Genomic DNA, 18,536 nt, shown 5'->3' with positions numbered 1-18,536 from the left:
CAACAACCGTCGGGAAATGTTCCGCCGTGAAGGGCCTGTTTGAGGGTATCAGGAGCCGTCAGGCTTTGGCGCGATGCTCGGCAAGCAATTGCAGCGCAATCAGCACGAGGCAAAGCACGGTGACTGGCCAGATCACCAGGTTCATCACCGACCAGCCATAGGCGGTAAACACCTTGCCGGAAGAAAACGACGAGAGGGCAACCGTACTGAAAAGTATGATGTCGTGGAAACCCTGGACCTTATCGGCTTCCTGCGGCCGATAGGAGGAGGCAACAATGGCTGTCGCGCCGATGAAACCGAAATTCCAGCCAATGCCGAGCAACACCAGCGCGCCCCAGAAATTCCACAGCTCGACGCCCATATGCGCGACGACGGCGCAGCCCATCAGGATCAGCAGACCGGCGGCAACGATCTTTTCAGCTCCGAACCTGCGGATCAGCCGTCCGGTGAAAAAGCTTGGCGCAAACATGGCGATGACATGCCATTGAATGCCGAGTGTTGCCTGATCGGAGGTAAAGCCGCAGCCGATCACCATGGCGAGCGGCGCGCCGGTCATCATGAAGGTCATCAGCGCATAGGTACAGATGCCGCAAATCATCCCGGTGATGAACCGTTGCGTCAGTACGATCTCGCGCAGCGGACGTGCGGGCTTGGCGCTGTCATCGTGGTGGCCGAGCGGCTGTACCAGATGAACGAAGCTGAGAATTCCGATCGCCAGCAGCATCAGCGGTGCCAACGCCAGGAAGGCACCGGCAAACAACACCGGCTCGAACAGATCTTTCAGCCAGATTGCCAATTGTGGACCAAGGATCGCCGAAACAATGCCACCGGCCAGAATCCAGGAAATGGCCTCGCCCTTGAAATAGCTGGGCGAACTATCGGCGGCGGCAAAACGGATCTTCTGGGTAAAGCCGCTGGAAAGTCCAATCAGCAGCAGGCCGAAGGCAAACAGCCAGAAATCGATCCTGAACAGCGCGAGCGTGGCGACCAATCCGCCAATCGCCGCCGAGCCTGCCCCAATGATGAATGCGGCCTTGCGGCCAAACAGGCGCGACGCAATGGCAATGGCCACAGCGCCAAGGGCCACGCCAATGTTGAAGCCGGTGAGTGGCGCTGTCGCCAGCGATTTATCGGCACCGAGCATTTGGTAACCGGCAAGCCCGCCCAGGGAAAAGGACAGCGGGGCAACAGAGCCCAGAACCGCCTGGGCGGCGGTCAGAATAGCAACGGTGCGCTTGGCACCTCGCAACTGATGCTCAAGGCCAGTGCTGCTTTCCACTGCCATGTCCCTGCCCCTCCCCCGAAGGGCTGTTACTTGACTGCGGGAACCCTGACCTGCTTGGCAATCCGGTCCAGCACCGCATTGACCAGCTTGGGCTCGTCTTCCTGGAAAAAGGCGTGGGCAATCTCGACATATTCCGTGACGATCACCGCAATGGGTACGTCCTTGCGCTCCAGCAATTCGAACGTGCCAGCGCGTAGAATGGCCCGCACCGTGCTGTCCACCCGGGCCAGCGACCAATCGTCCTGCAAGGCCTGACGGATCAGCGGATCGATCTTGGTCTGGTCGCGGACCACACCGGCCACGATGGAGCGGAACCAGGAGGCATCGGCCTTCAGATAGGTTTCGCCGTCGATTTCCTGACCGAGACGATGGGTCTCGTATTCAGCAACGACTTCGAGAACGCCAGTGCCGCCGATATCCATCTGATAGAGGGCCTGCACGGCGGCAAGCCTCGCGGCACCGCGCTGGTTGGCGGTCTTGACCGGCGGTTTGTTATTTTCGGTCGTCATCGGTTCAGCCACCAAATTTCTGCTTCAAGGCAATCATCGTCAGGGCGGCGCGAGCGGCAAAGCCACCCTTGTCCTTGTCCGTCCGCTTGACGCGGGCCCAGGCCTGTTCATCATTCTCTACCGTCAGGATGCCGTTGCCGATGGCAAGCGATTCGGACACGGAAAGATCCATAAGGGCGCGGGAGGATTCGTTGGCGACGATATCGAAGTGATAGGTCTCACCCCTGATAACCATGCCGAGAGCCACATAGCCGTCATAGACCACGCCGCCATTGTCGGCGCCGTCGAGCGCCATCGAAATGGCCGCGGGGACTTCGAGCGCGCCCATGACGGTAACGATGTCATAGCTGGCGCCTGCCTCATCCAGCACCGCCTTGGCGCCGTCCAGCAGCGCATCGGCCATGTCGTCGTAGAATCGGGCCTCGACAATAAGAAGGTGCGGTGCGGAATATTGGTCAGACATAAGCGGTCACCCCGGAACGGATGGAGAAAATGGCAATGATTGGATGCGGGGTCAAACCATGCCCTACCCCGAATGGCAAGTGTTTTTCCGCAAAACCCGCCGAAATGCCGCTAAAGCCTGGCAACACCGCTCCCTTGGCCCGCCACCGCCCGCGATATCGCACATTATTGTGATCAAGCCCGCAAAGTATCGGTTTTGCGCTGATAGGAGAGATTTTACTGACTCTTCGGTCATTGGATGGCACACCAATTATATAGCTTTAACAAACGACGCCCTTCGTTAGCCCTCTGATAAATATCAGTAAATTTGCGAAAAACCCGACCAGAAAACCGGTAGCCGCAAGTGGTGGACGGCGACACTTTCGCCCGCGCTAAACATGGCGATTTGATGAAAATCAAGATGACGGATTTGTAACCCATCAAGGCAGTTTGCGGGCTGGAAATCGCCTTTGTTGCGACGCACATCATTCATCACCGGCGAGCGTTTAAGACGAGATAAGCCGGGGGATAATTTGGATCAGGAGATTACCGATGAACCGTATCGGACATGTATTCAGTGCTTCCACCGTTGCCGCCATCTCTTTCGGTGGTGTATCCCAGGCCGCCGTTGAGATGGCCTCTGAAGATGGTCGGCCCCAATCCGTACAAGCCCCCCAATCCGTACAACCCGTTGTCGGCAAGCGACTGACAGTCGTGCCGCTGCGTGGCCTTCAAACATCCGACCCGATGCGCCAGGCGCTGGATGCCCAGGACCCACATTCCGCCCAGGCGCGCAAGTTGCAGGCCGCCATTATTGCCAATCCGAAACTGATGCGTCAGCTCGATGGCCAGGGCGTCGATGTCACCACCATTGTCGGCATGGTCACGGTCGATGACGGCAGCATCTCGGTGTTTACCGCCTCGGCTTGATGGATATGTGCGGAAGGAGCTGCCCGGCCCTTCCGCCTTTTCTTACAAAGCGCATAAGTTTTTACGCCTTAGGAAATTCCGCGAGCCTTGCCGCATAGCGTGCCATGGTATCGACTTCGAAATTGACGAAATCGCCGACCTGCCGGTCGCCCCAGGTGGTCACTTCCAGCGTGTGGCGGATCAGCAGGATGTCGAAGTCGCAACCCTCGACACCATTGACGGTCAGCGAGGTTCCATCCAGCGCAACCGAGCCCTTCGGGGCGACGAAACGGGCCAGGTTCTCAGGCACCCGCAGAGTGAAGCGGGTCGCATCGCCTTCGGCTTTGATCGCCAGGATCTCGGCCTTGCCATCGACATGGCCCGAGACGATATGCCCGCCCAGCTCATCGCCGATTTTCAACGAGCGCTCCAGGTTGATGCGCGTGCCTTTTTGCCAGCTACCGATGGTGGTCAACCGCAGGGCTTCTTCCCAGGCTTCCACTTCAAACCACCGCGCATTGCTGCCCGCCTCTGGCAGACCGGTGACTGTCAGGCAGGTCCCGGAATGCGCGATGGAAGCGCCCATGTCGATTGTATGAGGATCATAGGCTGTGACGATGCGAAGCTTTACGCCTTCCTTCAGAGGCACGATGTCTTCCACGGTGCCGATATCGGTGACAATGCCAGTAAACATCAGAAATCCTGCTCATATTCATCGAAACGATCCGCGCCGAAGTTTACACTGCGCAGATGACGAAAATTCTCCGGTATATTGGCAGGCGTGAGCGGCGATGCAAGTCCACTACCGCCGATTTCATCTGGTCCCTGGTAAAGATGGATGCGATCCACCAAGCCCGCGTTCAGGAAGGCCTTTGCCGCAGCGGCCCCCCCTTCCACCAGCAGGGAAGACATGCCCTGCACAGCCAGTTGGCGCAGCAGATCGTCAAGATCGGCCACCGGCCAGACATCAACGCCCGCAGCCTGCAATGCCGTGCGGCTCGCCTCGAAACTTTCCGTGCAGGTAAAGGTGGAAGGCTCACCACACGCGCAAACCGTCGGCACGTGCCCCGCCGTTTGCACCAGTTTCGAACCAATGGGCAGTTCCAGCCGCCGGTCGAGCACGATGCGCAGCGGCGAAAGATGGGTTTGTCCAGCCAGCCGCACCGTCAGATCTGGATCATCAGCCTTTGCCGTGCCGATCCCGACCAGAATGGCATCGCTTTCGGCCCGCAACAATTGCACCTGGGTACGAGCCAGCGGCCCGGTAATCGCCACCTGCCCCTCGCCCGCCCGGCCAATCATACCATCCCGCGACAGAGCCAGTTTCAGGGTCACATGCGGACGCTGTTTCGTCTGGCGGGTCAGATAGGCAGCGAGCCCATAGCGCGCTTCACGCTCCAGCACGCCGGTTACCACCTCGATCCCCGCATCCGTCAGGATGGACAGGCCACGGCCTGAAACCCGCGGGTCCGGGTCGGTGACGGCAACCACAACCCGCGCCACGCCAGCCTCAACCAGCGCGTCAGCACAAGGCGGGGTCTTGCCATGATGGGAACAGGGTTCAAGCGTCACATAGGCCGTAGCGCCGCGGGCCTTTTCGCCGGCCACGGCAATGGCCTGACGCTCGGCATGCGGGCGTCCGCCAATCGCTGTGACAGCGGAGCCGACAATGGTTCCGTCGGCAACGATCACGCAACCGACCGACGGGTTGGTCAGGGTTTGCCCCAGATGACTGCGACCGAGCCTAATCGCCGCTGCCATGAACCGCTGATCATCAGGCTGTTCGCACACCATGTTTACCCCGGTTCGTGATCCTGGGAAATCTTGGCGGTAATTTCAGAAATGACCTGCTCGAAATCCTCGGCATGGGAAAAATCGCGATAGACCGAGGCGTAACGCACGAAAGCCACGTCATCGAGGCTTTTCAGCGCTTCCAGCACCTGCAAGCCGATCTGTTCGGAGGAAATTTCCGTCTCGCCGGAGCTTTCCAGCCGCCGCACGATGCCGGAGACCGCCCGCTCAATCCGGTCCCGGTCGACGGGACGTTTGCGAAGGGCGATCTCGAAAGACCGCACCAGCTTGTTACGATCAAAAGGTGCCTTGCGGCCTGTCTTTTTCAACACGGTCAGCTCGCGCAGTTGCACGCGCTCGAACGTGGTGAAGCGTCCGCCGCAATCCGGGCAGATCCGACGCCGGCGGATGGCGCTATTGTCCTCCGCCGGGCGTGAATCCTTGACCTGGGTATCGTCCGAACCGCAAAACGGGCAACGCATCTGGCCGCCTTACAGGTAAGGATACATCGGGAAACGGCCCGTCAGGCCAATGACCTTGTCGCGCACGCTTGCCTCGACGGCGCTATTGCCCTCGTCGGAATTGGCAACCTTCAGACCGTCGAGAACCTCAACGATCAGATTGCCGATTTCGATGAATTCAGCCTCCTTGAAGCCACGGGTCGTGCCAGCTGGCGTGCCAAGGCGAACACCAGAAGTAACGAAGGGCTTTTCAGGATCGAACGGAATGCCGTTCTTGTTGCAGGTGACATAGGCGCGGCCAAGGGCTGCCTCGGCGCGCTTGCCGGTGGCGTTCTTCTTGCGCAGGTCGACCAGCATCAAATGATTGTCGGTACCGCCGGAGACGATATCGAGGCCACCCTTGACCAGGGTTTCGGACAGGGCCTTGGCGTTTTTCACCACCTGAGCGGCATAATCCTGGAATTCCGGCTGCAAGGCCTCACCGAAGGCAACCGCCTTGGCGGCAATCACATGCATCAGCGGGCCGCCCTGGAGGCCTGGGAAGACAGCCGAATTGAATTTCTTGGCCAGATCCTCGTCATTGGTGAGGATCATGCCGCCACGCGGGCCACGCAGCGACTTGTGGGTCGTGGTGGTGGCGACGTGGCAATGCGGGAACGGCGACGGATGCTGGTTACCGGCAACCAGACCGGCGATATGGGCCATGTCAACCATCAGATAGGCGCCGACTTCGTCGGCGATCTCGCGGAAGCGCTTCCAGTCCCAGATCCGCGAATAGGCTGTGCCACCGGCGATGATCAGCTTGGGCTTGTGTTTACGAGCCGATTCAGCCACCGCATCCATGTCCAGAAGATTATCGTCCTGACGCACGCCATAGGAGACGACGTTGAACCACTTGCCGGACATGTTGACCGGCGAACCGTGGGTCAGATGGCCCCCGGAATTCAGGTCGAGACCCATGAAGGTATCGCCCGGCTGCAACAGTGCCAGGAACACGGCCTGGTTCATCTGCGAACCGGAATTGGGCTGAACATTGGCAAAATTGACGCCAAACAGCTTCTTGGCGCGCTCAATCGCCAATTCCTCGGCAATATCCACGAACTGACAGCCACCGTAATAGCGCTTGCCCGGATAGCCCTCGGCATATTTGTTGGTCATGATCGAGCCTTGCGCTTCCAGCACGGCGCGCGAGACGATGTTTTCAGACGCAATCAGCTCGATTTCATGGCGTTGACGACCGAGCTCCTTTTCAATCGCACCAAAAATATCCGGGTCGGTTTCGGCAAGCGGACGGGAAAAGAAAGCATCGGTATTGGCCATGATCGCAGTCTCCTGAAAGCGTTGATGCGTGCGCGTCTTAACGTCCTCGCGCCCCAAGAGCAAGACAACAGAGCGACATTTGCGCGCCAATGCGCGGAAGAAGATGCTTGTTCTTGTATCACACGGACTGCTGCCCGCGTAAAAACACAAAAGGCCGCGCAACTTGAGCGCGGCCCTTGATAAAAATGCCTTGTGCCAAGACTTACTGCGGCAAATTGTCGTCCTCAATCCGGCCCGGATTTTGCTCCACGCCAATGTTGGTTTGCAGCGCCAACTGGGCATCGCCATCACGCTTGTAGATATCGTCACGGAACTGCACGACATTATCCTTGGCCGACCACGCCGTGATGTAAACGATATAGACGGGGACTTCCTGCGAAAGCTTGATCACATTGTTCTGGCGCGTGGAGATGACCCGCTCGATTTCCTGACGGTTCCAGCCGGGCGTATCCCTCAGCAACCATGTGATCAGATCGCGCACGTTCTGGACGCGCATGCAGCCGGAGGATTCAAAGCGCATCAGTTTGTTGAACAGGCCCTGCTGCGGCGTATCGTGCAGATATTCATTGTTCGGATTGTGAAAGTTGATCTTCGTCGAGGCCATGGCGTTGATCTTGCCAGGGTCCTGACGGAACATCAGGTTCGGTGCCTTTGGCGCGTTCCAATCCACAGTCTCCGGGGCCACTTCCTGGCCTTTGCCATCGAAGAGACGGATATTGTTGCGCGTCAGATAAGTGGGGTCCTTGCGCATCAGCGGCACGATGTCCTTTTCGACGATCGAGCGCGGCGCAGTCCAGTAGGGATTCAGGATGACTTCATAGATTTTGGAATTGATGGAATGGGTCGGGCGGTCGATACGTCCAACAACGGCATTGGTGCGCAATGCGACGCGATCATTTTCGACAGCCTCGATAGACATCGAGGGAATGTTGACCATGACATACCGGTTGCCCAGATCACCGGACATTGCCTGCAGGCGCACCAGATTGGTATTGAGCTGGTTGAGACGCACATCGGCAGAAATATTCATCGCTTTCAGCGTATATTCGCCAAGCGCACCATCTGTGGGTAGACCGTGACGAGCCTGAAAACGCTTCACGGCACCGTCAACATAGGTATCGAAAGAATTGGACATGCCCGCTTCTTGGCCAAGATCGCCTGAGATCATCAGGCGCTGGCGCAGTTGCTGAACAACCGGATCAATAGAGCCGAGTTTCAACTTCACCGAGGGATTGACCTGCGGCCAACCACCTTGGGCGACGATCTGCTGATAGGCGGAAATGGCCAATTGCAGGTTCGGCAGGTTGGTGGCGCTCAACATCGGCGAATTTGACGTCACCGATGCGACCGCACGTGACGTTTGGGCATCGAACTGGTCGTCCCAATTGCCCCGCGAGCGAGCATTGATCAGCTCGTCGACGGCAGATTGCGCCATGGCGGTCCCGGCCAGCGTGGATGCTCCCACCAATGCCGCGCCTCTCAGCAACGCTCTGCGAGAGACCGAAACCAGTTTAATCTTGTCCGCCATAGTCTTCTATTTCCCTACCGATCCACCGATCCCGAAACGCTTTAGCCCATGGGAGATGATCATGTCCCATGAAGGCATTGTGCTTAATAAAGCCGGAGGCGTTCCGCAATCATTGTTTTCATCGCGGGAAACGTTTGCCGCTATCGCTTGTTCCAAAAGCCCTCTGCCCTAAAGAGTTTCTTTTGAACCCGGGCGAAGGCGAAGCTTCAGCGCGGGTCGAACAACCAGCTTATTCCACAGTCTGGCGGTCCCATATCAATATGGCCAAAGCTTGTCAGGCCCGACGCGCTCACAACACTGTGTTGAATAAGCATGGGCGCATCAAAACAAAGCGAGGCGATATCGACCTGCCGGGATTGAATGACCGTTACCGGTCCATCAAGGCAGCAAAGCCAAACATCGCAGCCGGTTGGCCTACATGCGATAGGCGATCGTGTCGTTCCAGAAGCGATCGAGACGCTGCAACAACCTGTTCATCTGGTTGAATTCGTCCGGACCGATGCCGCCGACTTTCTGGATGGAGCCGACGTGACGCTCATAGAGCTTGGCGACGGTTTCGGCGATGTCCTGGCCTTCCGGTGTCAGGGAAATACGGACCGAACGACGGTCGACACGCGAGCGGGAATGATTGATGAAACCAAGGTCGACCAGCTTCTTGACGTTATAGGAAACGTTGGAGCCGAGGTAGTAGCCGCGAGACCGCAATTCACCGGCCGTCAGCTCGGAATTGCCGATGTTAAACAGCAGCAAAGCCTGAACAGCATTGACGTCGTTGCGGCCCTGGCGGTCGAATTCGTCCTTGATGACGTCGAGCAGGCGGCGGTGCAAGCGCTCCACCAGATGCAGGGAATCAAGATAGAGAGAACGGATGGTCTGCTCTTCGTGATCGATAGCGGACACCTGCGGTTTGATCTTTGTCGTGGTCATATCGTCTGCCTCACTGTTTGGGTGGCGGCCTTGTTGGTTTCCAACCGCCTTGTGAGTGACAATATCGAATGCAGATAAAATTCTATTTAAAACGCAGGCTTAACAGAGGCTTACCATTCAGCCTGCTTGTATCAGGGTAAACCATTCCTTATGCCGTGGCGCGCCGACGCTTTTGCAGCAGGATCGCCAGGCGGAAAGCGAGATAAACGACGGCGACAATCAGATGGAATGCGACGATCAACGGATCGCGCCCGAAAATGCCCGGCCATACGGCATGCATCAGGATCTGGCCACTGGCGGCAATGACCCAAATGACAGGCCCCCAGGAGACCGTCATCCACAACCCAACCCCTGCCACCGGCAGCATCACGGCAAGCCCGCAACTGGCAATGCGCCAAGGCACATTCATCAGGTCGAACCGCCCAAGGCCGTCACCCGCAAAGCCCACCAGCAGCCCCCAGAATTGCAAGCCCAGCCAAAGGCAGGCAAGCGCAACAACGCGCAGGAAGAGCACAAACAACAGGTCTACCAGGCTGGGCTTTGGCGTATGGACGACATCATCAATCATGGTGCGACGATATCGCATAATTGATCGGACCGGTATCGGCGACAGGTGAAATTTATGGGGAGACAAACAATCCGCAGACAGTTTTATTCGAGCATCGCTATGCCCGGAGGTGGGGCCGGTCAGGTTGCCGCAGTGGGCAAACATCCCAGTGCATGATAAACGGCATCATAAGAGAGCAGGCCTGAAGACTGGAGACCGCGATGACCAACAAGACCCACCTCGTCGACGATATTACCGGCCACCGGCGCATGCGCCGCAACCGCAAGGCGGACTGGACGCGCAGGCTGGTACAGGAAAGCCGGTTGACGGTGGACGACCTTATCTGGCCGATCTTCCTCGTACCCGGTAGCGGCATCGTCGAGCCGATCGCCGCCATGCCGGGAGTCAACAGGATGAGTGTCGACAAGGCGGTCGAGGCGGTGAAGGAAGCCGCCGATCTTGGCATTCCGGCCATTGCCACCTTTCCGAATATCGAGATGAACCTGCGTGACCAGACGGGTTCCCATATCCTGGAAGCCAATAACCTGCTCAACCAGGCGACAGCGGCCATCAAGAAAGCCGTCGCCAACATCGGCGTGATTACCGACGTGGCGCTAGACCCTTTTACCAGCCATGGGCATGACGGTATTTTGCGCGGCGACGATATCGTCAATGACGAAACGGTCGATCAGGTGGTCAAGGCAGCCATCCTGCAAGCCGATGCTGGCTCCGACATTATCGCGCCGTCCGAAATGATGGACGGGCGAATCGGCGCGATCCGCCGCGGGCTCGACGCCGCTGGTCATCAGTCGGTTGGCATCATGTCCTATGCAACGAAATTCTCCTCCGGCTATTACGGACCCTACCGCGAGGCGATTTCCACCGCAGGCCTGCTGAAGGGCGACAAGAACAGCTATTACATCAGCCCGGCCAATGGCACAGAAGCAGTGCGGGACGCCGCCATGGATGTTGAGGAAGGGGCGGATATGCTGATGGTCAAGCCCGGCCTGCCCTATCTGGATATCTGCTGGCGTCTCAAGGAAGCCTTCAGCCTGCCGGTCTTTTCCTATCAGGTGTCAGGCGAATATGCGCAGATCAAGGCTGCGGGTCTGAATGGCTGGATTGATGAAGAGCGGGTAATGATGGAAACACTGCTCTGCTTCAAACGGGCCGGATGTGATGGCATTCTCAGTTATTTCGCCGTGGACGCGGCAAAGCGGCTCGCCAGAAGCTGAGTTTTCGGCACTGCCATTTGCAGCACGCCAGCAGCGATTCCTGGCTAGACTGTAAAGATGTCAGGCAATTGTATTTCGGAGCGGGACTTCCCATATCATCGTCATCGACCAAGGAGACGATCATGAGCTTCGATCCGAATATGACCACCGTGGCTCCGACCGACTGGCGCGCCTATAGCGGCGTGCTGTCGCGCCGGGTCCTTGCCTTCATTATCGACTATGTCCTGGTCGGGCTCCTGTGGGTTCCCGCCGCCGTTGTGGTGTTCTTCCTCGGCGTCATCACACTTGGCCTCGGCTGGCTCCTTTATCCCATTCTGTTTTTCATCGTCGCGGGCCTTTATTTCGGTCTGTCGCTGGCCGGTCGCACTCAGGCGACGCCTGGCATGCGAGCCATGGGAATTGCCATGATTCGCCTGGATGGCACCAAGATTGATTTCGTCACGGCCATTGCCCATCTGGCACTGTTCTGGATCCTCAATTCCGTGTTAACGCCACTGATCCTGCTGGCGGGACTGTTTACTGATCGTTCGCGATTGGTCCATGACTTGCTGCTCGGTACGGCTGCGCTTCGCGCTGGCTGAGTGAAGTCGACATCCGCTAAAAATTATTAGTCGCGTTAGAAATGACTACAATTTCACGTTGAGCAACCAAATCGTGAAATGAAAGAGTTGACCTTTTGAAATCTTGAGCCATGCTAGACATGAACTTGAAGGTCATGGGCAATACCGGGAATCATTGAAAGTGACTTCTGGCATTGCACTTTCGAATATCTCAAGCACTTGATGCATTTGAGATATTCGAAATTCCTGCAAGGTGAGGATGCGTTAGCACCTTCGATGTCTTGGTGTAATGTGCATTCCCGGCCAATGAAGCAAGCGCGCTTTTCCGGGTGCCTGAGAGGACGCATAGACAAAGCATGAACACGCAGGCTGCTACGTCTCCGCAGTTTTATCTGACAGCACCCGCGCCCTGCCCTTACTTGGCGGGGGAAATGGAGCGGAAGGTCTTCACGCACCTTGTTGGACCACGCGCGCCGGAAATGAACGATCTTCTGACACAGGGCGGCTTTCGCCGATCGCAGAATATCGCCTACCGTCCGGCCTGCGAAACCTGCCGCGCCTGCATATCCGTGCGGATCGTCGCCCGGGAATTCCAGCCGAACCGGACCATGCGGCGTGTGGCGGGCGTCAATGCAGATCTCACCAGCAGCGTCTTTGCCGCCCAACCTTCGACCGAACAATTCTCACTGTTTCGCACCTATCTCGATCATCGCCACCAGCAGGGCGGCATGTCGGACATGTCGGCGCTCGACTTTGCGATCATGGTGGAAGACAGCCATGTCAAAACCAAGGTGATCGAATATCGCCTGCCGAAAGTGGACGAGGACAGCGACCGCCCCGGCGAACTGGTGGCCGTGGCGCTATCCGATATCCTCAGCGACGGATTGTCGATGGTCTATTCCTTCTTCAATCCGGCCATGGAAAAACGGTCTCTCGGCACATTCATGGTTCTCGACCATATCCGCCGTGCCAACGAAATGGGCCTACCCCATGTCTATCTGGGCTATTGGGTGAACGGCTCCCGTAAAATGGGATATAAAATCCGCTTCCTGCCGCAAGAACATCTGCTCAGTCAGGGCTGGACCCGTTATGAGCCAGAGAGCGGCGTCGAAGAGTAATAAAGATTACTCTTCGTATGCCTTTGGCAGCCTCCTCAAAAGGAGGATACCTCAGCATTTTTTTTGAGATTTGGTAGAGTGGATCAGGCGACCTGAGCCGCCTGATCAGCAGCCCCATGCCGATGGCGCAGCCATTCCGGCAGGACTTCCGCCGCCATGGGACGCGACAGCCAGAAGCCCTGAATCTCATCGCAACCCATCGCTTGCAGGAGATCAGCAGCTTCCAGCGTTTCGACGCCTTCCGCCACCACTTCATAGCCTAGACTGTGCGAAAGGTTGATCATCGATCGCACCAAGACGCGCTCGCGATTGCCTTTTGCCATATCCGCGACGAAAGAACGGTCGATTTTCACAACATCAGCAGGCAATTTCTGCATATAGGCCAGGCTGCTATAGCCAGTGCCGAAGTCGTCGATCGCCAGCCGGATACCATGGGCGCTCAGCGCGTGAAGAAGGTCGAGTGACTTTTCGGTCTCCCTCATCATCGCCGTTTCCGTCAGTTCAAATTCAATCTGACCCGGCAGAACATCGTATTTCGCCAGCTTTTCCTTCAGCAGTTCCAGAAATTCCGGCTCATTCAGATTGAGAGCCGAAATATTGATCGACAATCGCATATCGATGCCTTGACCTCGCAGAACGGCCAGATGCGACAGCGCCTTGTCGATCACCCAGGCGCTCATGGCGCGCACCAGATCGGAGGCTTCGATAACTGGCACGAATTCGGCTGGTGAAATCGACCCCAGTTCAGGGTGGTTCCAGCGCAGCAACGCTTCGGCGCATTCCGCCTGACCGGTCTTCAAAGACAGCCTCGGCTGGAAAACCAGATGCAATTGATCCTGCGACGCCAGAGCGACAGGAAAATCCTGCAACAGGCGGAAGTTACGGCGATGCAGCAGGTCATGATCGTCGGAGAAAAAGGCAATGCCGGTTTCGCTGTCACGCGCGTCTTGAACCGCACTTTGCAGCGACCGCAGCACGTTTTCCGGCTCCATTGCGCCCGGATTGAACCAGGTCACCCCAAGCGAGGGTGTCATCGTCAAACGAAGATTGGCCACCTCACCGACATCGGACAGCAAGCTTTTCAGCATAGGAAGCAGGCTTTCGGATGTGACGTCCTCCGGCGGGATCAAGGCAAACTGCATCGCGCCAATGTGATAGGAGGCGGTATGATCACCTACCGCCCTCTGCAGGAACTGCGCCACGGAGCGGATGACACCATCCAGATGCGATGGACCCATGACACGCGACAACCGGTCGAACTGCATGGTGCGCGCAAGATCGAGAACGCCGATCAACCGTTCCTTGCCCCCGCCGTGCTTGCCAATATCGGCAAGGTCGCTCAACAATTGGAAGCGATTGGGCAGACCGCTGGCGGCCTCAATACGGCCAACGGCATGCTGCATTTCTATCTGCGCCATGACCATGGCCGCCATATCGGAGAGTACGGCCATTTCCCTGTCGCCGACCGTGTGAGGTTCATTATCAAGAACGCAGAGCGCGCCCAGGGAATAGCCATCCGTCGTCATCAGCGGCACACCGGCGTAGAACCGCACGCCAGCCTGACCGAGGGGACTATCGACATAAAAGGCATCATTGTGAAAATCGTTGACGATCAGCGGCCGACAAGTCTCCGCGACTTCAGCACAGGGCGCCTTGAATCGTGGAATCTGGTTATGCTCGATTCCCACTTTCGACTTGAACCACTGGCGATCGACATCTGTCAGCGACACGGCCGCGACTGGCAGTCCGAAAAATTCCGATACGATTCGAGTAATCCGGTCGAAGCTTTCACTCGGTAGGGTATCAAGTATTTTCAGGTTGCGTAGGCTGGTCAGTCTTGCCAGTTCGCGCTCTTGGTCCACGGTCATCGCCTTCTTAGTAGGGCTCGAAGCATCTGATTATCATGCCGAAAGCCGACCACGCAGAAACGCGGTTCCGAAAGGCGCAGCCAGGCAAAAAACTCTTCCGGCTTGCGTATTGAGCACGGTTTGAAATCAAAAACGCTCGCGCACGGCCTTTGTTCCATATGGCGCAGAAGTGATTAAAACCAAGTGACGATATTAACTGCAAAAAGCTGGAATTTATCTATGGTTATAGCATCATGAATCATTGTTTTCATGCAAAACAAAGCCCAGAATTCAGAAGAATTCTGGGCTTGGGGAACCACAACCAGTCATTTGGGAGATATGCTGGCTGCAAAATAAATGAAATCGATTTTCTTTAACGAGCCACGCACCTGAAATGCAACGCGCAGGCTCGTGAAATGTCTCATAGATTCTGCATAAAGCCGCAAATATAATATATTCACGGACTTATACAGTAAACCCATAGTTAAGCCTAGCCGATCTTGCGGATAAAGCCGTAGACAATATTGCGATTGGCACCGAAACGGACCTGAGCATCGATATCGCCTTCTGGTGTGCTTGCATGAATAACGCGCCACATGTCCTGCTCGCTCCGCAGCAGCAGCGCCCAGTTCATGAAGGTTTCCATATAGCCGTCGGTGTCAAAATCGTCCGAGAAATTGGCAAACATGAAAACGCCATTCGGCTTCAGCATGGATAGGCATTTCTTCGTCAGCTTTACCGCCACCTTGTCGTTGAGGTAATCGTAAAGGCCGGAAGCATAGATGAAATCGAATGTACCAAGCTGATGAGAATTGGTCAGCAGGCTGCGAACCGAACCATCGACAGCTTCAACACATGTCCCCTCGAAATCCTGCCGGATCGAGCCAATGCTAAGCGGATCCTGATCCAGGGCAACCCAGCGTTTGATCCTGCCTTCCTTAAGGGCAACGGAACGGGCGCCTTCCCGCAGATGGCCCGCAGCAACGGTCATGATTTCCGCATCCGGACCGCGTGACGAGGCAATTTCATCCACATGGCGGGCGACGATATCGCGCCGCTCACGCACCGCTACCGGAGCCCCGGACTCCCTGGTGTGACTGTAAAGCATGCGGCCAAGTTCGGACGCGCCAGCAACTTCTTCCGCTACACTTTCATGTCCATAGATGAAATCGAGAAGATGTGCATCGCCGGAATATCCACGTGGTTTGACGAATGACCAATGGGTAAAGGGGTCTTCGTGAAAAAATTTACTAACGGGATGATTCTGCGCAAGTGGAATAAGGCTTCTCCAGATCTCCGGCGTATATTTCGAACGAATCTTATGGAGATTAGAAATAACGAGCGCTAAAACTTCCTCTACCGGCGCCTTTTTTTGTACTTTCTGCTGGGCAATATTCAAAAAAATCGCAAGTTCTGCCTCAGCGGTCTTGAGATCGCTGTTTCTTCCATCGTTAATTTTCGAAGAAAAAACCGCAGTTGCAATGGTCTCCGGCGTAACCAAACTCTCTCCATCGAGCGTAATTTCAATTTGCTGCATGGGGCTACCCTTAAGATTGAAACAAGAGTGTTAATGACTTTGTAACTATAAAGCCTGATTGTTGATTCCGCGACTGGATGCCGGGGTCTTCTTGAATTAAGGTTAACGACTAAAATCCCCTATTGTATCAGGCCGGTAAAGCATGCACTGCATCGACGCAGGTAAAAAAGCGAGTGTTAATACTCTATAAATGCTGTAAATTAGGGCTCTGACTTTACCGAAAAGATGGCATGACAACGGGCGCTCCAATGAAACATTGGAAGGTAGGGCTTGGATTCCCTCTGAGGACGATCTATCGATGGAATTCAGCATGAAGAATACCCTGCCCGATCCGAATACCGTGACTAGGAGCGGGGTTTCCGATAGAAGGCGAACCGCAGAAATGGCGAAGCTCTACCGGGAAGAGACTGAGCAGGATAGGATCCATAAAGCCAGATTTGGACTTTGGGCAGCCAGCATTGTCTATATCCTATTCTCCATAACCGATTTCCTACTCGTTCCGGATGTTGCCGTAACGGAAATGAAAATCCGGCTGCTCATCGGCGTGCTCGCCATTGTCTCTCTGGAAACGCAGATTTGGCTGAAGGTCAGGGCCGCGTGGATAGACCTGACATGCTCCATTGCCCTCATTATCGGCTATGGAGTCTGGCTGTATGTGGCCTCAATGACTGAATTGTCTGAGAACCTGCGTTACTACATGGTTTTTGGGACTATTTTCATGATGAGCGCCAACCTTTTCTTTGGCCTGGACTTTCTGCTATCCATCGCGACATCGGCTGTGGTTCTCCTGCTGTTTTTCTGGAGCCTTACAACCAATTTCGCGGAAGAAACCTCCTATGTTATTGCTTTTGGGACGTTTTTTGTCTCCTGTTTCATTTTCACCAGCTACGTCAATCTACGGCTGAACAGGGAGCGACATAATGTTTTCCTCAACGCGCTGGAGGCACGCAAGCAGCATCGGGAAGCGATCGAACGCGGCAAAGCGCTGCTGCGCCTTTCCAACACAGACTATCTGACCGGCGTTGAAAACCGGCGTGCCATCGATCAGCGATTGCGGGACAATTGGGCTGAATGGCAAAGTTCAGGAACCGGCTTTGCCGCAATTTTGGTCGACGTCGATTTTTTCAAGAAATACAACGACTATTACGGCCATCAGGCTGGCGACCACTGTCTGGTCCTGGTCGCCAATGCTCTGAAGACAGCCCTCCTGCCCTTCAATGCCTCCATTGGCCGTTATGGCGGCGAGGAATTTATCGTTCTGGCTCCAGCCGCTAGCCGTGACGATGTTGGGCTGCTGGCTGAGATGATTCGCAATACCGTGGAAAAAATGTCGCTGGTCCATGATCAGCGCAAGGATGGCATCAACGTCGTTACGGTCAGCGTCGGCGCGGCCTTCACACGCCCTCATTTCGGTCCACGGCTGGAAAAGATCATTACCGAGGCGGACCGGGCGCTCTATTCGGCAAAGGCCAATGGTCGTAATTGCGTGCGGCTGTTTGACCCGAACGATCCGCAAAGCAGCGACGATAGCGAACACATTGCCGCTTTGTTGCGGGTGGCTGTGGCCAATAACCTTGTTTCCCTCGTCTATCAGCCGATCCTCAACCTCACGACCGGCAAGATCGACGCTGCTGAAGCCCTGATGCGGCTGAAACTGCTGGATGGGACGCCTGTCACACCCTCGGTGTTCATTCCGATTGCCGAGCGAACGGGGTCCATCCTTGATCTCGGCCTGTGGACGCTACGCCAGGCCTGCACCGAAATCCTCGTTCCCGGCCACGCGCCGGTCGTTAGTATCAATGTCTCTCCTATTCAGTTGAAAACCCGCGGCTTTGCCGCCGCCGTGGCTGAAATCCTGATCGATACCGGCGTTGATGGGCAGCATGTCGCCTTCGAGATTACCGAAGGCATCAATATGGATCGTCAATCCGACATACTGCGCTGCATCAAGGACCTTGAAAATATGGGCATCCGCATCTGGCTGGATGATTTCGGCACCGGTTTCGCCGGACTGTCCTGGCTACGGCTCTTCAATTTCGACACCGTGAAGATCGACAGGTCCTTCCTTCATGACAGCGATACGCCGAAGGGACGCTCCATGCTGCGCGACATCATCGCGCTGGTCCGCAATCGTGGCCACCGCATTCTTGTCGAGGGCATCGAGACCGAGGAACAGCTGGAGTTGATGCGGCAGTTCGACATTGATCATGTACAGGGATTCTACATCGGCCGCCCGGCCACCCTGGATGTCTTCAAGTCCAAACCCCTGAACCATTTTAGCCAAACTGAGGCGGAAAGCACAGACGCGCCGCTGATTACCCATTTTATCAGCTAGGGCATCGGACCGAAAAGTGGGAACCGGTTTTCGGATGAATCCGATGCCTAAACAAGAACCTAGAGCATCGTTCCGATTCCTATTTTCGGTCCGATGCTCTAGTGCATTCAACGTTTCTCGGAAATGCAGAAATACGCTACAGCCTGAGCAATTGGCAAAACGGAACCGGCGGTCCTGCGCACTACA

The 18,536-nt window shown here is 56.2% G+C and carries 17 protein-coding genes; 5 read left to right on the top strand and 12 right to left on the bottom strand.

Annotation, left to right across the window (positions count from 1 at the left end):
• Positions 1-58: 58 nt before the first annotated feature.
• Genes AVI_RS06335 through ribH form a run of 3 tightly spaced genes read right to left on the bottom strand, consistent with a single transcriptional unit; the run spans position 59 to position 2,257 of the window.
• A complete protein-coding gene (locus AVI_RS06335; protein ID WP_015915585.1) occupies positions 59-1,285 on the bottom strand; it encodes an MFS transporter in 1,227 nt (408 codons plus the stop codon).
• A 26-nt stretch (positions 1,286-1,311) separates the two neighbouring features.
• Complete coding sequence (gene nusB, locus AVI_RS06330; protein ID WP_015915584.1) at positions 1,312-1,794, bottom strand: transcription antitermination factor NusB; 483 nt, start codon at positions 1,792-1,794, stop codon at positions 1,312-1,314.
• A 4-nt stretch (positions 1,795-1,798) separates the two neighbouring features.
• Positions 1,799-2,257 (bottom strand): 6,7-dimethyl-8-ribityllumazine synthase, encoded by a 459-nt coding sequence (ribH, locus tag AVI_RS06325; RefSeq protein WP_015915583.1) that lies wholly within the window; start codon positions 2,255-2,257, stop codon positions 1,799-1,801.
• A 530-nt stretch (positions 2,258-2,787) separates the two neighbouring features.
• Here ribH and AVI_RS06320 point away from each other — a divergent pair.
• Entirely contained in the window at positions 2,788-3,165 is a 378-nt protein-coding gene (locus tag AVI_RS06320) for a hypothetical protein (RefSeq protein WP_015915582.1), read from the top strand.
• A 61-nt stretch (positions 3,166-3,226) separates the two neighbouring features.
• Here AVI_RS06320 and AVI_RS06315 read toward each other — a convergent pair whose 3' ends face one another.
• From AVI_RS06315 to AVI_RS06285, 7 genes are all read right to left on the bottom strand, one after another.
• The gene (locus AVI_RS06315; RefSeq protein ID WP_041696417.1) at positions 3,227-3,838 is read right to left on the bottom strand and encodes a riboflavin synthase; all 612 of its coding nucleotides are present in this window, start codon (positions 3,836-3,838) and stop codon (positions 3,227-3,229) included.
• Positions 3,838-4,938, bottom strand: coding sequence for a bifunctional diaminohydroxyphosphoribosylaminopyrimidine deaminase/5-amino-6-(5-phosphoribosylamino)uracil reductase RibD (gene ribD, locus AVI_RS06310; protein ID WP_015915580.1), 1,101 nt, complete (start codon positions 4,936-4,938; stop codon positions 3,838-3,840). Before ribD ends, AVI_RS06315 begins: the two co-directional genes overlap by 1 nt.
• A gap of 2 nt (positions 4,939-4,940) precedes the next feature.
• Positions 4,941-5,417, bottom strand: a complete 477-nt coding sequence (gene nrdR / locus AVI_RS06305; RefSeq protein WP_015915579.1) for a transcriptional regulator NrdR — start codon at positions 5,415-5,417, stop codon at positions 4,941-4,943.
• A gap of 9 nt (positions 5,418-5,426) precedes the next feature.
• The gene (glyA, locus tag AVI_RS06300; protein WP_015915578.1) at positions 5,427-6,716 is read right to left on the bottom strand and encodes a serine hydroxymethyltransferase; all 1,290 of its coding nucleotides are present in this window, start codon (positions 6,714-6,716) and stop codon (positions 5,427-5,429) included.
• 202 nt (positions 6,717-6,918) lie between these two features.
• Positions 6,919-8,244, bottom strand: coding sequence for a L,D-transpeptidase family protein (locus tag AVI_RS06295; RefSeq protein ID WP_041696415.1), 1,326 nt, complete (start codon positions 8,242-8,244; stop codon positions 6,919-6,921).
• Between the two features lie 414 nt (positions 8,245-8,658).
• Positions 8,659-9,171, bottom strand: coding sequence for a transcriptional regulator LdtR (ldtR, locus tag AVI_RS06290; protein WP_015915576.1), 513 nt, complete (start codon positions 9,169-9,171; stop codon positions 8,659-8,661).
• 148 nt (positions 9,172-9,319) lie between these two features.
• Positions 9,320-9,739 carry a DUF6163 family protein gene (locus tag AVI_RS06285; RefSeq protein WP_041696413.1) on the bottom strand — a complete coding sequence of 140 codons (420 nt, stop codon included), beginning with the start codon at positions 9,737-9,739 and terminating at the stop codon, positions 9,320-9,322.
• A gap of 200 nt (positions 9,740-9,939) precedes the next feature.
• Between AVI_RS06285 and hemB the strand changes: the two genes are divergently transcribed.
• From hemB to AVI_RS06270, 3 genes are all read left to right on the top strand, one after another.
• Positions 9,940-10,953 carry a porphobilinogen synthase gene (gene hemB, locus AVI_RS06280; protein ID WP_015915574.1) on the top strand — a complete coding sequence of 338 codons (1,014 nt, stop codon included), beginning with the start codon at positions 9,940-9,942 and terminating at the stop codon, positions 10,951-10,953.
• 122 nt (positions 10,954-11,075) lie between these two features.
• Positions 11,076-11,534, top strand: coding sequence for an RDD family protein (locus tag AVI_RS06275; protein WP_015915573.1), 459 nt, complete (start codon positions 11,076-11,078; stop codon positions 11,532-11,534).
• Between the two features lie 335 nt (positions 11,535-11,869).
• Positions 11,870-12,631, top strand: coding sequence for an arginyltransferase (locus tag AVI_RS06270; RefSeq protein WP_015915572.1), 762 nt, complete (start codon positions 11,870-11,872; stop codon positions 12,629-12,631).
• 83 nt (positions 12,632-12,714) lie between these two features.
• Here AVI_RS06270 and AVI_RS06265 read toward each other — a convergent pair whose 3' ends face one another.
• Positions 12,715-14,499 carry a sensor domain-containing phosphodiesterase gene (locus AVI_RS06265; RefSeq protein WP_015915571.1) on the bottom strand — a complete coding sequence of 595 codons (1,785 nt, stop codon included), beginning with the start codon at positions 14,497-14,499 and terminating at the stop codon, positions 12,715-12,717.
• Between the two features lie 469 nt (positions 14,500-14,968).
• Positions 14,969-16,015, bottom strand: coding sequence for a class I SAM-dependent methyltransferase (locus AVI_RS06260; RefSeq protein ID WP_015915570.1), 1,047 nt, complete (start codon positions 16,013-16,015; stop codon positions 14,969-14,971).
• A gap of 310 nt (positions 16,016-16,325) precedes the next feature.
• Here AVI_RS06260 and AVI_RS06255 point away from each other — a divergent pair, with 310 nt between their 5' ends.
• On the top strand, positions 16,326-18,350 hold the full coding sequence (locus tag AVI_RS06255; RefSeq protein WP_015915569.1) for a putative bifunctional diguanylate cyclase/phosphodiesterase: 2,025 nt from the start codon (positions 16,326-16,328) through the stop codon (positions 18,348-18,350).
• Positions 18,351-18,536 lie beyond the last annotated feature (186 nt).

Source organism: Allorhizobium ampelinum S4 (assembly GCF_000016285.1).
Lineage (GTDB): Bacteria > Pseudomonadota > Alphaproteobacteria > Rhizobiales > Rhizobiaceae > Allorhizobium > Allorhizobium ampelinum.
The sequence above is the reverse complement of the archived record's forward strand: the minus strand, read 5'-3'. Positions and strand labels throughout refer to the sequence as shown.

Bases quoted from the DNA above. Each gene is read 5' to 3' on its own strand.
- AVI_RS06335 (WP_015915585.1), bottom strand. From the start codon at position 1,285: ATGGCAGTGGAAAGCAGCACTGGCCTTGAGCATCAGTTGCGAGGTGCC.
- nusB (WP_015915584.1), bottom strand. From the start codon at position 1,794: ATGACGACCGAAAATAACAAACCGCCGGTCAAGACCGCCAACCAGCGC.
- ribH (WP_015915583.1), bottom strand. From the start codon at position 2,257: ATGTCTGACCAATATTCCGCACCGCACCTTCTTATTGTCGAGGCCCGA.
- AVI_RS06320 (WP_015915582.1), top strand. From the start codon at position 2,788: ATGAACCGTATCGGACATGTATTCAGTGCTTCCACCGTTGCCGCCATC.
- AVI_RS06315 (WP_041696417.1), bottom strand. From the start codon at position 3,838: ATGTTTACTGGCATTGTCACCGATATCGGCACCGTGGAAGACATCGTG.
- ribD (WP_015915580.1), bottom strand. From the start codon at position 4,938: ATGGTGTGCGAACAGCCTGATGATCAGCGGTTCATGGCAGCGGCGATT.
- nrdR (WP_015915579.1), bottom strand. From the start codon at position 5,417: ATGCGTTGCCCGTTTTGCGGTTCGGACGATACCCAGGTCAAGGATTCA.
- glyA (WP_015915578.1), bottom strand. From the start codon at position 6,716: ATGGCCAATACCGATGCTTTCTTTTCCCGTCCGCTTGCCGAAACCGAC.
- AVI_RS06295 (WP_041696415.1), bottom strand. From the start codon at position 8,244: ATGGCGGACAAGATTAAACTGGTTTCGGTCTCTCGCAGAGCGTTGCTG.
- ldtR (WP_015915576.1), bottom strand. From the start codon at position 9,171: ATGACCACGACAAAGATCAAACCGCAGGTGTCCGCTATCGATCACGAA.
- AVI_RS06285 (WP_041696413.1), bottom strand. From the start codon at position 9,739: ATGATTGATGATGTCGTCCATACGCCAAAGCCCAGCCTGGTAGACCTG.
- hemB (WP_015915574.1), top strand. From the start codon at position 9,940: ATGACCAACAAGACCCACCTCGTCGACGATATTACCGGCCACCGGCGC.
- AVI_RS06275 (WP_015915573.1), top strand. From the start codon at position 11,076: ATGAGCTTCGATCCGAATATGACCACCGTGGCTCCGACCGACTGGCGC.
- AVI_RS06270 (WP_015915572.1), top strand. From the start codon at position 11,870: ATGAACACGCAGGCTGCTACGTCTCCGCAGTTTTATCTGACAGCACCC.
- AVI_RS06265 (WP_015915571.1), bottom strand. From the start codon at position 14,499: ATGACCGTGGACCAAGAGCGCGAACTGGCAAGACTGACCAGCCTACGC.
- AVI_RS06260 (WP_015915570.1), bottom strand. From the start codon at position 16,015: ATGCAGCAAATTGAAATTACGCTCGATGGAGAGAGTTTGGTTACGCCG.
- AVI_RS06255 (WP_015915569.1), top strand. From the start codon at position 16,326: ATGAAGAATACCCTGCCCGATCCGAATACCGTGACTAGGAGCGGGGTT.